The sequence below is a fragment of the Vibrio sp. SCSIO 43153 genome, from assembly GCF_023716625.1.
GTDB classification, from domain to species: Bacteria; Pseudomonadota; Gammaproteobacteria; order Enterobacterales; family Vibrionaceae; genus Vibrio; species Vibrio rotiferianus.
Genome location: NZ_CP071856.1, coordinates 1055217 through 1070221 on the forward strand (window position 1 = coordinate 1055217; position 15005 = coordinate 1070221).

11 protein-coding genes are annotated in these 15005 nt (G+C 46.8%); 8 read left to right on the top strand and 3 right to left on the bottom strand.

The window, feature by feature from the left end; translation table 11 throughout:
* Positions 1–87: 87 nt before the first annotated feature.
* The gene (locus tag J4N37_RS20880; protein ID WP_252042186.1) at positions 88–1107 is read left to right on the top strand and encodes a LacI family DNA-binding transcriptional regulator; all 1020 of its coding nucleotides are present in this window, start codon (positions 88–90) and stop codon (positions 1105–1107) included.
* Between the two features lie 55 nt (positions 1108–1162).
* On the opposite strand, the gene J4N37_RS20885 is transcribed toward J4N37_RS20880, so the two are convergent.
* Positions 1163–1942 carry a transporter substrate-binding domain-containing protein gene (locus J4N37_RS20885; RefSeq protein ID WP_252042187.1) on the bottom strand — a complete coding sequence of 260 codons (780 nt, stop codon included), beginning with the start codon at positions 1940–1942 and terminating at the stop codon, positions 1163–1165.
* A gap of 524 nt (positions 1943–2466) precedes the next feature.
* Here J4N37_RS20885 and J4N37_RS20890 point away from each other — a divergent pair.
* From J4N37_RS20890 to J4N37_RS20915, 6 genes are all read left to right on the top strand, one after another.
* A complete protein-coding gene (locus tag J4N37_RS20890) occupies positions 2467–4101 on the top strand; it encodes an ABC transporter substrate-binding protein (RefSeq protein WP_050909110.1) in 1635 nt (544 codons plus the stop codon).
* A 103-nt stretch (positions 4102–4204) separates the two neighbouring features.
* Positions 4205–5179 carry an ABC transporter permease gene (locus tag J4N37_RS20895; RefSeq protein WP_005428401.1) on the top strand — a complete coding sequence of 325 codons (975 nt, stop codon included), beginning with the start codon at positions 4205–4207 and terminating at the stop codon, positions 5177–5179.
* An 8-nt stretch (positions 5180–5187) separates the two neighbouring features.
* Positions 5188–6180, top strand: a complete 993-nt coding sequence (locus tag J4N37_RS20900) for an ABC transporter permease (RefSeq protein WP_009706761.1) — start codon at positions 5188–5190, stop codon at positions 6178–6180.
* Positions 6177–7130, top strand: a complete 954-nt coding sequence (locus tag J4N37_RS20905; RefSeq protein WP_252042188.1) for an ABC transporter ATP-binding protein — start codon at positions 6177–6179, stop codon at positions 7128–7130. Before J4N37_RS20900 ends, J4N37_RS20905 begins: the two co-directional genes overlap by 4 nt.
* Before the next feature lie 13 nt (positions 7131–7143).
* Entirely contained in the window at positions 7144–8127 is a 984-nt protein-coding gene (locus J4N37_RS20910; RefSeq protein WP_038888527.1) for an ABC transporter ATP-binding protein, read from the top strand.
* A 65-nt stretch (positions 8128–8192) separates the two neighbouring features.
* Positions 8193–11642, top strand: coding sequence for a 1,3-beta-D-glucan phosphorylase, GH149 family (locus tag J4N37_RS20915; protein WP_252042189.1), 3450 nt, complete (start codon positions 8193–8195; stop codon positions 11640–11642).
* A gap of 89 nt (positions 11643–11731) precedes the next feature.
* Here J4N37_RS20915 and J4N37_RS20920 read toward each other — a convergent pair whose 3' ends face one another.
* Together J4N37_RS20920 and J4N37_RS20925 are read right to left on the bottom strand one after the other, a co-directional pair.
* Positions 11732–12736 carry a LacI family DNA-binding transcriptional regulator gene (locus tag J4N37_RS20920; protein WP_050919652.1) on the bottom strand — a complete coding sequence of 335 codons (1005 nt, stop codon included), beginning with the start codon at positions 12734–12736 and terminating at the stop codon, positions 11732–11734.
* Between the two features lie 765 nt (positions 12737–13501).
* Positions 13502–13690: a hypothetical protein gene (locus J4N37_RS20925; RefSeq protein ID WP_045392203.1), complete on the bottom strand. Its 189-nt coding sequence runs from the start codon at positions 13688–13690 to the stop codon at positions 13502–13504.
* On the opposite strand from J4N37_RS20925, the gene J4N37_RS20930 reads away from it, so the two are divergent.
* The gene (locus J4N37_RS20930; protein ID WP_240306045.1) at positions 13689–14987 is read left to right on the top strand and encodes a carbohydrate porin; all 1299 of its coding nucleotides are present in this window, start codon (positions 13689–13691) and stop codon (positions 14985–14987) included. The genes J4N37_RS20925 and J4N37_RS20930 overlap by 2 nt on opposite strands.
* The last annotated feature ends 18 nt before the right edge of the window (positions 14988–15005 follow it).

The following is a 15005-nucleotide window of genomic DNA, read 5'->3' on the forward strand; positions in this document are numbered from 1 at the left end:
TACCAAGCTCTCATTTCTTATCGTTAAGCGTTGCCGTACTCCTTTCGGTTAAATATATTTCTATCATTAGCTTGCATGTTGGTAACTATGAAAAAGAAAAAACGCGCTCCATCCATTTACGATGTCGCCAAACTCGCTGGGGTTTCACCGAGTACGGTCTCTCGTTTTCTCAATCGCACCACCTTTATTTCTAAAGAGAAAACCATAGCGATAGAAGACGCGATCAAAGCGCTCGATTACAAACCGAACTATCAGATGAATCAGGGCACTAATACGCGCTCTATGACGATTGGTGTGTTAGTTCAAAATCCTGAAAGCCCGTTCACTAGCCGTATCTTTAACGATATGGAACGATTCCTTGGGCCAAAAGGGTATTCGCTCGTGATTGCTTCGGGGTACTGGCAGCACAGTATGCAGTTACAAGCGTTGGATTATCTGGCAAAGAGTAATGTTGATGGTGTGATTGTGGTCGCTGGCAGCTTAACCGAGCATGAATTAGTGGAGTATTCGCGAAAAATTCCGGTCGTTGCGGTTGGTTATAGCTACACCAGTGAAAAGCTGCATTCAGTCAACATCGATAACGTTCTAGGTGGCCACATGGCAACGCTGCATTTGTTGCAACAAGGCCATGTGAACATTGCTCATATCAAAGGGTTACTCAACCAACCAGACGCGGTTGCGCGTTTTGTCGGTTATAAGAAGGCACTCACTGAAGCGGGGATCAAAGTGCGGAACAACCTCATTAAGCAGGGCGATTTCAGTAGCGAAGTCGGCTATGAACGCACCGTTGAGTTGATTGAATCTAAAGTGCATTTCTCGGCGTTGTTTGCCGCCAATGATCAGACCGCTTATGGGGCGATTAAAGCGCTGCACGACCACGGTTTTAAAGTGCCGGAAGACGTCTCTGTGATTGGCTTTGACGATCTGCCTACGTCGAAGTATTTCACGCCGGGGCTGACCACACTACGTCAACCTGTTGAAGAAATTGGGGTAGCCTGTGCCGAGTCGATTCTTGGTTTATTGACTGGCGAGCAGTGCAATACTCGACTTCCACCGATCGATCTGATTGTGCGTGATTCAACGGTATCGAAATTCCGTCCTCAATAAGCCAATACCCAAGTAGCCAATACTCAAAAGCTAGGGTTACTTGGGTATCACTGCTCTAAGCGGGTAATAAGTCCGATTGATAGTAAGCCAGTTCACTGGGCAGAATAGGGTTGGTCAAATGAAACACACGGCGCTGGTGGAGCTTCATTGCACGCACATCTGTGCCGTAGGTTTGTTCAAATAACTCATCCAGTTCACCATTATTCAAGCTGCGTTCCAGCCCCAACTTGAGCTCTGTAAATAACTCGGCCTTTTCTGGATGGCAGTAAAACACCAGTGGGAAAGGGTAATAGAGCATAATGGTTGGTTCCACGACCAAATCGGGAACAAGGTACGCGTATTGTGTCACGATCGCTTCGGCTTCATTTGCACCTAATGCCATGTAATCACATTCGCCACTCTGTACGGCTAATAAGCGCTCTTCTAAACTGCCATGCTCTTCGACTTGATATTGATTAACGCGAAACAGATCGGCATCCGCCCAGGTTGCAGGAATACCAATACTCATTTGTTTTAGCTTCGCTTCACTCAATCCTCGAAACTCTGCCAGTCGGTCTCTACGGACAATCAAAACTCGGCAGCCTAATAACCCTTTACATAAAGGCTGTGGAAGCATCAGATAACTGCCTTGAGTAAACTTCTTATTGCCAGCAACGGTGACGAGCAGATCAGTTCCGTGAGAGAAGACTTGCCCTTCATCTTTTGCATTTGGATATTCTGTTAAGTCATTGTTTAATAAGAATTCATGCTGAGAGTTTTGGAGCACAAGTTGCAAGGCCTCCCATTCATATTGCTGACGAATCGTTGATTTATTGCCATTCCAAAATTGCACCATGGTGCTCTCCTTTAAGTGGATCTCATTAGATTATGATTTCACTGCTTATTTAATATTGAAAGCGCTTTCTTTTGTTTCGTGGAATTTTGTGTACGAGCGCACGAAGAGTGAATCAATGAATGAACTTTATTAGGAGTGGCTATTGTCAAAAATGATCGTGACATCGCGCATGATCAAACTTGCATGAGCTCACAAAATACAAGGTTTTGGAGTTGATTTTAACCTATTGAAATTAATAGATTAAAAATTAAAGTGAGATCTAGTGCTATTTTAAGTTATTGAATATATTGATTTTGTTTGATTGTGATCAGAGCTTTGTTTTTGCTCACTTTTATTGAAGAACCTAAGCATTTTTACGAGTATCTATCGCATAAAGAAAGCGCTTTCTTTATGTCGGTTTCGAGCCTGTCAGCGTCGTCAGCGATGATGAACTGATGAAACCATTCTACAAAGTTCGCTTCATTTTTTTGAAATAAAAAGAAAGCGCTTTCTTTTCGTATCCAACATTATAAAAGGACAATGTGATGCATAAGAAAACTCTGCTCGCTACATTTGCTGCCAGCATGATGCTTGCTACTACTGCTCAAGCGGACACCATCAAACAAGGTGGTACGCTGACGGTGCCAATCATCAATACCGGGTTTGTTGAAAACTTTAACCCTTACACGACGAAGGACACCTTACACGGCATTATGTTCGAGCCACTGTTTGTATTGAACAACATGACGGGTGAAACGCATTACCGTTTGGCGGAATCGGTTGAATACTCTGATGATCTAAAAACCATTACGTTGAAACTACGCGATGGCTTGGAATGGTCTGATGGTGCACCACTTACAGCAGAAGACGTAGTGTTCAGCTTTGAGTTGACAAAGAAAGCGCCGGCATTTGATGTAAAAGCTATTTGGCCAACGGGCAACCTAACGAGCATTGCAGCGACAGATAAACAAACGGTGGTATTCAACCTAGCAGAACCAGATTCAACTTTCCTTTGGAGCATCGGCGCTTACCACATTGTCCCTAAACACACTTGGTCGAAAGTAACAGATTACACAACGTTCACTAACCCTAATCCAGTGGGCAGCGGCCCGATGACGACGGTGAAGTACGTAAAACCTCAGCAGATGGAACTGTGCCGTAACCCGCACTACTACCTAGAAAACCGCCCTTACTTAGACTGTGTAAACTTCCGTTCTTACAACGATAACTCACAGATCCAGCCGGCTCTGATCAAAGGCGAGATCGACTGGGGTTCAAACTTTATTGCAGATGTTGAGTCCACGTTTGTTGGCCAAGACAAAGAAAACAACCACTTCTGGTACCCAGCGAACGATGCGATTCACTTGTACGTGAACACCAAGAAAGCCCCGTTTGATGATCTGCGTGTACGCCAAGCCTTGTCTATGGCGCTAGACCGTGAAGCCATTGTTGATATTGCGGCTTACGGTTACCCAACGGTGAACTATAACGTCGGTGGTATTGCTGAGCTTTACAAAAACCACATTGATGAAGATGTGAACAAAAAGTTCGGTCACTTAACGCAATACGATGCGAAGAAAGCGCAGAGCTTACTCGATGAAGCTGGTATTGTTGACCGCAATGGCGACGGCTTCCGTGATAACGCTGATGGTTCTACCGTTGAGTTTGATATCGAAGTGGTTAACGGCTGGACGGACTGGATTCAGGTCGTGCAAATGGTGACAGAATACTTCGCGGATGTTGGCATCAAGGCGAACGTGAAAACCGTTGACTGGGCGGTATACGACAAGAACTTGAAAGACAGTGCGTTCACCATGTCAATCAACTGGTCAATGGTGTCGGATAACCCAATCCTAGCATTCCAAGAGTACTACCACACATCACGCGTTGGTAAAGGCTTCCACGCAGGTCACGGTGTGCATTCTCCTGAAATCGATAAGCTGATCGACAGCTTCGGTAAGATTGGTGATGCAGAGAAACAAGAAGCAATCATCTCTGAACTTCAAGAGTTCACGGCAGAGAACATGCCATTTATCCCGCTGTTCTCAAACCCAACTTGGTTCCAATACAGCACGAAAAATATCGTTGGTTGGCCAAGTGAAAAAGACCCTTACATCCAACCGGTTTGGTATGACGGCGGCAAGCGCGTGATCATCCTGAACAACCTACACCTGAAATAACTAACAGTTTCAATTTGTAGGTAGGTTTTTTAATTAACATCGGAGCCGCAACCGTAATTGCAAAAGTAAGTGCGTGTTGTGGCTCGTAAGTTAAAGGTTTGATATGTCGTTTCTAGCTCGCCGATTTGGCTTTTATTTTACTGCCTTTCTGATTGCGATCTCTTTCAACTTCATGTTGCCACGCCTTATGCCTGGTGACCCTGTTGATGCCTTGTTTGCTGCGGCGCAAGGTCGAATGGATCCTGCTCAGATGGATGCTGTACGTGAGATGTACGGCTTTGTTGATGGCAACATCTTTGTTCAATACATCGCTTACATGAAAAGTGTTTTCACGCTTGATCTTGGTCCATCGGTTTTGATGTTCCCAGTCAGCGTATCTGAAGTGATTGCGATGGCACTGCCATGGACCATGTTCCTCGCGCTAGGTTCTCTGATCGTGGCGCTGATTATTGGTGTGAGTATTGGTACTTATGCCTCTTACCGTCGTGAAGGACTGTTTGGCCAAATCGTGCCGCCAGTGCTGGCCTTCATTAGTAACTTCCCTTACATCGTTACTGCTTTATTGCTGTTCTACTTCTTCGGTTTGAAGATGGAATTGCTGCCGTTGGCTTACACCTATGACCCGTCGTTGGAGCCTGGCTTTAACTGGGAATTCATCAGCAGTGTAGCGAAACACGCAATCTTGCCAATGGGCTCAATGGTCGTAGTCGGTATCTCGACATGGGTGTTCAACATGCGTAACGCGATGATCAACGTGCTGGGTGAAGACTACGTCACCATGGCAGAAGCGAAAGGCTTAAGCAGCTACAAAGTGATGAGCCGCTACGCAGGTCGTAACGCGATTTTGCCTGTTGCAACAGCGATTGCGATGGCGATTGGTTTTTCATTCGCAGGCTCAATCATGACAGAGGTGGTGTTCAACTACCAAGGTTTGGGCAACATTCTACTGAAGGGCATTGTGGCGCGTGATTACCCACTTATCCAAGCCATCTTACTTATCTTAGTGACGGCGGTTCTGACTGCCAACTTCATTGCTGATCTGCTGTACGTGTGGCTTGACCCACGAATTTCGAACTAAGGTGCATCATGGAAAAACTAATCAATACCCCAACGCCTTCTGAGCACGATGAACTGATGACTCGTGAGTCGAAATTCTCTTGGAAGCGAATCAAAAAAAGCTTCGGCAAAGTGTACGCTTTTTTCTATGGCAACCCGCCTGCCATTATCGGTGGTTTGCTGTTGTCGATTGTTCTAGCTGGTGCGATTTTCGCTCCTGTGCTAGCAACGCATGATCCTGACCGTCGTGTTGCGAGACCACACGTAGCGCCAAATGCAGAGCACGTACTAGGTACTACTCGTAGTGGCCGCGATGTCTACAGCCAAGTGTTGCACGGCGCGAGAAAGTCGCTCACGGTTGCGATTTCAGCTGGTGTGATTGCAATGAGCCTAGCCGTCATTATCGGTGTCTCTGCGGGCTACTTCGGCGGCAAAATCGATGAGCGTCTTAATTTCCTAACTAACGTTTTCTTGGTGTTCCCTCAGCTCCCGTTGCTGATTGTGCTCGCCGCTTTCTTAGGGCAGGTGGGGTCCCTCGTCATCACCATATTGCTCGGGATAACCTCCTGGCCCTGGGGGGCACGTGTTATTCGTTCGCAAACCATGGCGATTCGAAATAAAGAATTCATTATCTCGGCAGAAGTAATGGGTGAATCAAAAATCCGCATCATCCTAGTCGAAATCCTACCGAACCTTGTCTCGATTGTATTTGGTGGTTTCTTGGGCACAGTGATTTACGCAATGGGCTCAGAGGCGGGTCTTGGCATCCTAGGTTTGGGTGACGCAACAGAAGTGAGCTGGGGCTCGATGTTGTACTGGGCACAAACGTCTTCGTCTCTATACACCGGCGCTTGGTGGGAGATGCTAGTCCCTGCGATGGCTCTCGCAATCACAGGTGGTGCACTGGCACTGATCAACATGTCGATTGACCAAGTGAGTAACCCGAAACTTCGTACTGGTCCACACATTAAGCTGTGGCACAAACTGAAAAAAGAAGCAGATAAGCGCCGAGGTCTAAGATGAGCAACTTATTAGAAATTAACAACCTATGCGTTGATTACGTATCACCAAACGGTGTAGCGCGTGCGGTGAACAACGTCAGCATCAGCATTGCTCCGGGTGAAACGCTTGGTATCGCTGGTGAGTCTGGCTGCGGCAAAAGTACCTTGGCATTTGCTATCTCGCGTCTGCATAAAGCACCGGCTCTGATCTCTGAAGGGGAAATTCTCTACAAAGGTCAGGACGTGTTGAAGATGAACGATAGACAGCTGCGCAACTTCCGTTGGAATGACGTGTCTGTGGTGTTCCAAAGTGCAATGAACTCTTTAAACCCAGTGATTACCATTGGTGAGCAGCTAACAGACGTGATTCTTGCGCACCGAAAAGTGACTTACCAAGAAGCGTATGACCGTGCGGTTGAGCTGCTTGGCGTGGTGGGCATTCACGGCGACCGTATGGCGAGCTTCCCACACCAATTGAGTGGCGGTATGCGTCAACGTGTGGTGATTGCTGTTGCGCTCGCGCTGGAGCCAAAACTGATCATCATGGATGAACCAACCACCGCGCTTGATGTGGTGGTAGAGCGTGAAATCCTCAATGAACTTTACGAACTGAAGAGCAAATTTGGTTTCTCGATTCTTTTCATCAGTCATGACTTGAGCTTGATGGGCGAAATCGCAGACCGCATTGGTGTGATGTATGCGGGCAACCTAATTGAACTTGGGGATGCGAAGAACGTATTTGGTGATCCTCAACACCCATACACCAAAGGTTTGATTTCTTCATTCCCAACCATTCACGGGCCGAAAGAGCGTTTATACGGCATTCCGGGTAACCCTGTGAACCTACTGAAAATTCCGCAAGGGTGTAACTTTCAAGCGCGTTGCAATGCATGTTTTGCAGCGTGTCAGAAGAGTGATCCAACCTTGGTGCCAGTTACGAATGGCAACCTAGTGTCATGTCATTTGATGTAAACGGGAGAGAATAATGGATAACGTAACAAACCCAGAGGTGATTCTCTCAGTTAAGAATCTAGTGAAAGACTTTCCTATTGGTCAGTCTGCAAAAAGCAACTTGATGCGAGCGGTGAATGACGTCACGTTTGAACTGCGCAAAGGGGAAGCGCTGGCTATCGTAGGTGAATCTGGCTCAGGCAAAAGCACGGGCGCACGCGTTCTGACGCGCATCTACGACAAAACCGATGGTGAGGTAACGTTCAAAGGCCAAGAGTTGGGTGAATACATTCAAGAGCACGGCGAGCTGGAATACGCGCGCCAAGTGCAGATGATTTTCCAAGACCCATTTGGCTCGTTGAACCCAGTTCATACCATTTACCACCATATTGCACGTCCGCTTCTGATCCACAAACGTGCGGAAAAAGACGCGATTCCAAAGCTGGTTTACGAACTGCTTGAGCTGGTTGGTCTGTCTCCGGTGAAAGAAACCGCAGAAAAATACCCACATGAGCTAAGTGGCGGTCAGCGCCAACGTGTTGCGATTGCTCGTGCGATTGCCGTCGATCCTGAAGTGATTCTGGCGGATGAACCTATCTCAATGCTCGACGTGTCAGTTCGCTTGGGCATTTTGAACTTGATGTCTGATCTGAAAGACAAGCACGGCATTTCTTTCATGTACATCACCCATGACATCGCGACCGCACGTTACTTCGCAGAAAAAACCGCCGTCATGTACGTGGGCCATATGGTCGAGTGGGGCAACAGCGACAACGTGACACAAAATCCACAACACCCATATTCCCAGTTATTGCTCTCAGCGGTGCCTGAAGTGGGAAATTCAGGCAAGCGCGATTTGATGGCGAAGAAGGGTGAAATCCCGCTATGGAAGCCAAGCAGCGTAGGCTGTCCGTTTGCCAGTCGCTGTTTAAAAGCGACCGAAGTGTGTACTCAATCAGTGCCTGAAGCGACGAAAGTCGGCGAAGACCATTACGCCCGCTGTCACCACTTAGGATAAAGACAAATTAGCTAATTAAAAAAAGCGTAGAAAGAAAGCGCTTTCATAATTATTGGAAGAACATTATGACTTTTGAACATTATTCTTGCCCAACCGTAGAGGGAAGCTTCGTCGATTTGGACGGCGAGCGATACTACAAGATTTCTCATGTCGACCAAATGACCCCGTTTTTCATCAGTGTCGTGTCTGCCAGTGACCATTGGCTGTTTATTTCATCCACGGGTAGCTTGTCGGCGGGGCGTATTCGTCCCGAGAACGCGCTGTTCCCTTACAAATCTGTCGATCACATCCATGAGAGTGCAGAAAACACGGGTTCAAAAACCATCATTAAAGTCGCTAGCGAACAAGGCGTGGCGATGTGGGAACCGTTCAACCGCCATCATGATGGCTTGTACCAAGTTGAGCGCCATCTGTACAAAAACACCATTGGCGACAAGATTGTTTTTGAAGAGCTTAACCACACGTTAAAGCTTAAATTCCAATACAGCTGGAACACCAGTGAAGAGTTTGGTTTTGTTCGTCGCTCGCAAATCACCGATCTGTCAGGCACAACTCGAGAGATTGAATTGATTGATGGCCTGCAAAACCTATTGCCATCGGGCGCACCATTGTCTGCGTTGCAAACTCGTAGCGCTTTGGTCGATGCCTACAAATGGAATGAGTTGCTTGATGGCAGTTCACTAGCGCTCTTTACCATGTACGCAAAACTCAGTGATCGCGCTGAGCCTGCGGAATCTTTGCTTGCAACGACCGTATTCAGTGTCGATAACGATTATGGCCAGCGCTTATTGAGCAGCAGCCAAGTGAGCGCGTTCCGTCAAGGTCGTGAAATCAAGAATGAAACTCTGACCAAAGGCGTACGTGGCAGCTACTTGATTCACAAGTCTATCAAGCTAGAAGCAAACCAACACAAGTCTTGGTTGATCATTGCGGACATCGATAAGAACCACAGTGATGTGACAACGATGCGTAATCGCCTTGCGCAGCCAGTGAACATGGCGCAACAAGTTGAGCAGAGCATCGCTGCCAATCAACAAGAGCTGATAAGTTTGATGTCTGGTGCGGATGCTTGGCAAATCACCGCGGAAGAAGAGACCAGTGTGCACCACTACGCGAACGTGCTGTTCAATAACATGCGTGGTGGGGTATTTGAGAACAATTACACCCTAGATAAAAAAGATGTGTTGGCGACGATTCGTAATGCCAACCGCCTTGTGTTTGAACGTCATGCTGCGCTGTTTAATGACCTGCCGGAGCAGTTTACCCATGCTGAGCTTGTGAGTCTGGCTAAGCAGAGTGAAGATGCACAGTTAATCCGTTTAAGTTACGAATATTTGCCGCTGACGTTTGGTCGTCGCCACGGTGATCCAAGTCGTCCTTGGAACCACTACGAAATCAAATTGAAAGACGACAATGGCGAGCGTTTGCTTTCTTACCAAGGTAACTGGCGCGATATTTTCCAAAACTGGGAGGCGATTGCGCTGAGCTATCCTGGCTTTATTCAATCGTTCCTAGCCAAGTTTGTGAATGCATCCACAATGGATGGCTATAACCCATACCGCATCACCAAAGATGGTATTGACTGGGAAATGCTGGAGCCAGATGACCCATGGAGCAACATTGGTTATTGGGGCGACCATCAAATCATTTACTTACTCAAGTTCCTAGAACTGGCAGACAAGTATCAGCGCGATGACCTGTTAGCGATGATGCAAACGGATGTGTTCAGCTACGCGAACGTACCTTACGAGTTGTGTGATGTTGAGAAGTTGTTCGTCAATCCAAAAGACACCGTGACGTTCAATGATGAGTTGCAACACAGCATCGAACAACACGTATCTGCAATGGGCAGCGATGGTCGATTGGTGCTTGGTAGCGACAACGACGTGTACATGGTCAACCTGACTGAGAAAGTGCTAGTACCACTGTTGGCGAAACTGAGTAACTTGGTACTTGATGGCGGCATTTGGCTCAATACTCAGCGACCAGAATGGAACGATGCGAACAACGCGATTGTGGGCAATGGCTTGTCGATGGTCACGCTGTACTACATGCGTCGCTATGTCGCGTTCTTGCAGCAACTGTTGGCAGATGCACCTGCGTCGGTCAGCATGTCGAAAGAAGTGTTTGAATGGCTACTTTCAACCACTCGTATCTTGTCGGAAGCGGCAAAAGAGATTCGCCAAGAAACCGTAACTCGCCAAACCCGCAAAGCGATCCTGACTCAGTTGGAGAAAGCCGCCGAAGATTTCCGTCAGCGCGTATACCGTGTGAATGGTTTCTCGGGCAAAACCACCGTTGAAGCATCGGCTATCAAGCAGCTACTTGAGGTGAGTTTGACCGTGCTGGATTCGAGCATTGCTAACAACTTGCGTGAAGACGGCCTGTTTAACGCTTACAACATTCTGACTTACTCTGCGGAAAGTCTGCAGGTGGAAGAGTTGTACCCAATGTTGGAAGGTCAAGTGGCAGCCCTGAGCGCTGGCGTGCTGACACCAGCACAAGCGGTGAATTTACTGGATAATTTGTTTGCCAGCGAGATGTACCGCGAAGATCAACACAGCTTCATGTTGTACCCAGATCGTGATTTGAGTGCATTCATGAACAAGAACAGCTTAACGGGCGCGCAAATCAATGCGGTGCCGGTGTTAAGTTCGATGCTGAAGAAGGGCGATCAACGCTTAGTAAATGCGGATGAGCAAGGTCAATTCCACTTCCATGCGAGCCTAGAGAACAGCGGTTATCTTAAAGCTCAGATTCAGCAACTCCGTGGTGATTATGCTGATGTTGCTGAAGAAGAATGGGAAGCGATTGAAGCCCTATACGAAGATGTGTTCAATCACAAAGCGTTTACTGGCCGCTCAGGCACTATGTTTGGTTACGAAGGTTTAGGCTGTATCTACTGGCACATGGTTTCTAAGCTGTTGCTCGCGGTACAAGAAAACTACTTGGCAGCGCGTGAACTGGACGCTGATAGCGAAGATACGCAAAAGTTAGCGGAATACTACTACCGAGTTCGCGCTGGTATTGGTTTCAACAAAACGCCAGAAAACTACGGCGCATTCCCAACAGATCCGTACTCTCACACACCAAAGCATGCTGGTGCGCAGCAACCAGGTATGACAGGGCAGGTGAAAGAAGAAGTGATTACGCGCTTTGTTGAGCTGGGTATCTTGGTTGAAGAGGGCGAGATTCGTATCGACCCACGTTTGCTTCATCGTCATGAGTTCTTGACCGATTCGGCACCGTTCTCTTGCCAAAGTGTGGCGGGTCAAACGCAAAGCTATGTGGTTGAGAAAGATCAGTTGGCGTTTACTCTGTGCCAAGTGCCGTTTGTGTATCAACTTGTGGAGTCGGAGATTCAAGCTGGTATGGTATTAACCAAATCCAATGGTAAGCAGCTTGTTGTTGAGGGTTTGGCGCTATCGAGCGCGTTGAGTCAGCAAATTTTTGCGCGCTCTGGAGAGGTTGAGAAAGTCGTTGTGTCGATTCCAACATCGCTATTAAGAGCATAAATCGCTGAAAAGCAAAGGCCCCGAACGATATCGGGGCCTTTTTGTATCTGTATTCAGCCAAACCAGTTGGTACGACTGGAGTGTGGAGATCATCGTTTTCCGACGGACTCTCGCACGATTAACTCTGGTGTCAGTTTATGCTTAAGTGGGCGCTCTTGTTTATGTACTAAAGCAATTACCCCTTGAGCGGCCTCACGGCCCATTTCTCGTACTGGGAAGTTTACCGTGGTCAGTTTTGGACGAATATGTTGGCTATGGCTGTCGTTATCGAAGCCGACAACAGAAATGTCCTTCCCAATCTCTAAACCACGTTCGTACGCGACGTCATACACCGCGAGTGCGATATTGTCGTTATGGCAGAAGATGGCGGTAATTTCAGGATCGCGGTCAAGCAATCGACGTGCACAGGTATGATTTAAACCACGGTCTTCATGGTCAAAACGACCTTCGACAATTAAGTTGCTGTCGTACGCAATGCCATGTTCACTAAGAGCATTTCGATAACCCTGTAAGCGATCTCGGCTATCAATTTTGCTTAACTGACCTGTGATACAAGCCACTTTGGTGTGGCCATTTTCAAGCATGTGTTTTGTTGCTAAGTAGCCGCCCAATTCGTTATCGATAAAGATGCACTTATCTGCAACCTCAGGAATGTAACGGTTGAGCACGATGGTTGATGGTGTCTTCTCAATAACTTCAATCAATTCATCGTCTGACAGCATGTCTGAGTGAATGATCAAACCGTCGACTTGCTTAGAGCGTAGGAAGTTAATCGAATCGATTTCACGTGAATGGGACTCTAAGCCGCTGGTCACGATCAGATGGTTATTGCTTTCGCGTACGGTGTTTTCTGCGTTATGCATTAAAGGGCCGTAGAAAGGACCATCTAAAGAACCAACCAACATCCCGATACTGTTTGAACGGCTAGACGCCAAGGCTTGAGCAAACGCATTCGGCTTGTAGCCCAGCTTTTCAATCGCATCAAATACCTTTTTACGGTTGGCTTCTTTGACTGTCGGATGGCCGTTTAGCGCTCGTGAGACAGTAGATTGAGAAACTTTTGCCAGCTCAGAGACTTCTTTAATCGTGATCAATGGGAAGTACCTTATCCATTCTAATTATCGAACTATGTTACTCGCCGTTTTCTATTCGTCATAGAGAAGGCATCACATTTGTCGACTTGGTCGCGCTCTGGTCTACCAAGCGAGATCCATTGGTGTATAAATTCAACGAAAATGCGCACGTGAAATCACTCGCATCTGAAAGTTCGAAAGTGCTTTCAATAACATTAAGACTCATCAGCCCATAAACAAAGAGAGTAAAGGACAGAAGCAAAAGCGAATGTGATCTTATTCTCTAATTTTCATCAGCTTATGAAGCAATAACGAGATTTTACAAATTCTGTTTATTGAATTATCTCCCTTTTTATACTTAACCTCAAGAAAGCGCTTTCCTAAATCTCATGTCAAAGCAGCATTTCAACACCAAGGCCTATGCTTTTAGACGTATTGTAGTGAGCTTTTTAGAATGTGTTACAGGGGCTTTGCTTTGAGGAGTGTGATTGTTTCAGGCGCGTCCTTTAAGGGCGACTTAGCTTTGATGGATTTTAGCACTGAAATAGTGGAAGGCCCTTTTTTACATGGGTTCTAGAGCATCGATAGAGCTTTAGAACGGTGTGATATTCACATTGTTGCATCCTGAAAATCGGCATCGAGCTGGTGCTATGAATGCAGGCTCATTATCCGTTAATGAGCTTTTTGAGCTGCTTGTATGATCAATCACTCAAACTAATGATCAAATGTATCAATGATGTGATCCATACACTAAGAAAACGCTTTCTTGGTGAGTGTGATCACTTTTTAGCTCGCTTTTTGTCCATATAATGCCGTCAAAAGCGCTAGGGAATAGCCGTTTTGCTGATATTTGGGGGATTTCTGTCTTTTTTCCTCAAACATCAGCTCAATTTGCTCATTTCTGGCAAAAAATTTTGCTTCATTAAGAAAGCGCTTTCTTGGAAATGCAAAATATAATAATGATGGAGTTATCATGAAAAACTTTAAGGTTTTACCTCTTACCCTAGCAGTGGCTGCTTCGTTTGCTTCTCTACCTTCTTTTGCTGCTGATTCTGAGATTGAAGCGCTTGAAAAACGCATTCAAGAATTGGAAACAAGAATTGAAACTGGCTACGTCTACGATCAACAACCTGCTGTATTAACACCAGAAACGGAAGTGCCATTAGGCATCGTATTCTCTGGTTACGCACGTTACGGCGCGGGCTACCAAGGCAGTGATGCTCTGACAGTGGGCACGGCTGGCGCATTGAACTCAAACGCAACAGGTCGTTTAGGTAATGAACAAAACGGCGGTGAATTCCAGTTAGCTCGTGCCTTCAAGAGTGATGGTGGTGCAATCTGGGATCTCGTGTTTATGTTGGATCACTGGGCAGATGCTTCATGGGCTGACGATGGCGGCGTAAACGTGAAGAAGATGTACGCTGGTGCGACAAACCTATTCGAATCTCAGCCAGATCTTTATGTTTGGGCAGGTCGTGACTTCCATCAACGTCCACAAACCGATTTGAACGACTACTTTTGGATGATGCACGATGGTCAAGGTGCGGGTTTCTATAACCTAAACCTTGGTGGTGCGATGCTGGACTTCGGTGCGGTAGCTCAAGTTGAAGGCGACATGGTAGGTGACAATGGTCGCTACGCAATCACAAGTAAACTTCACAGCATCAAACTGGGCGAGTCTGCGAATTTAAGCCTATACGCCAACTATGGTTTTGCTTCTGAGAAATTGGATGGCGAAGATGTTGGCGATGTAACGGCATACCAAGTCGCGGGTGAGCTATCGATGTCGGGCCAACGTGTGATTGTTCGTTACTCTGATAACGCAAAAGACAGTGTGTTTGACCTAGCTGACGGCCAAACAGCAACTCTAGTCAGCTTTGATGGTAGCACTTCATTGACTGACAAAGCGGGCATTCAATACTTAGCTGCTTACCAAGCGCTTGAAGTGGAAAGTGATGAAAGCCGCGTAAACTACAACGCGATTGTTCGTCCAACTTACCAATGGAATGATATCCACTCTACGTGGCTAGAAGCGGGCTACAGCGTGGTGGATTACGATGATATCGACGCAACCAACAGCTCTTGGAAAATGACGCTATCGCAAAACATGGCGATCGGTCCTGAAACTTGGTCTCGACCAATGCTGCGTTTCTACGCGACAGTGGGTAATGCAGACAACGAGTACACAGGTTTTGACTCAGTAACAGGTGAGAAGATTTCATCAGACGTGGATACTGTGACAGTAGGTGCCATGTTCGAGGCGTGGTGGTAAGCCAATACGTGGATTCTT

Coding starts and splice junctions, on each gene's coding strand:
- J4N37_RS20890 (WP_050909110.1), top strand. CDS start 2,467: ATGCATAAGAAAACTCTGCTCGCTACATTTGCTGCCAGCATGATGCTT.
- J4N37_RS20910 (WP_038888527.1), top strand. CDS start 7,144: ATGGATAACGTAACAAACCCAGAGGTGATTCTCTCAGTTAAGAATCTA.
- J4N37_RS20925 (WP_045392203.1), bottom strand. CDS start 13,690: ATGATAACTCCATCATTATTATATTTTGCATTTCCAAGAAAGCGCTTT.
- J4N37_RS20930 (WP_240306045.1), top strand. CDS start 13,689: ATGAAAAACTTTAAGGTTTTACCTCTTACCCTAGCAGTGGCTGCTTCG.
- J4N37_RS20885 (WP_252042187.1), bottom strand. CDS start 1,942: ATGGTGCAATTTTGGAATGGCAATAAATCAACGATTCGTCAGCAATAT.
- J4N37_RS20880 (WP_252042186.1), top strand. CDS start 88: ATGAAAAAGAAAAAACGCGCTCCATCCATTTACGATGTCGCCAAACTC.
- J4N37_RS20915 (WP_252042189.1), top strand. CDS start 8,193: ATGACTTTTGAACATTATTCTTGCCCAACCGTAGAGGGAAGCTTCGTC.
- J4N37_RS20900 (WP_009706761.1), top strand. CDS start 5,188: ATGGAAAAACTAATCAATACCCCAACGCCTTCTGAGCACGATGAACTG.
- J4N37_RS20895 (WP_005428401.1), top strand. CDS start 4,205: ATGTCGTTTCTAGCTCGCCGATTTGGCTTTTATTTTACTGCCTTTCTG.
- J4N37_RS20905 (WP_252042188.1), top strand. CDS start 6,177: ATGAGCAACTTATTAGAAATTAACAACCTATGCGTTGATTACGTATCA.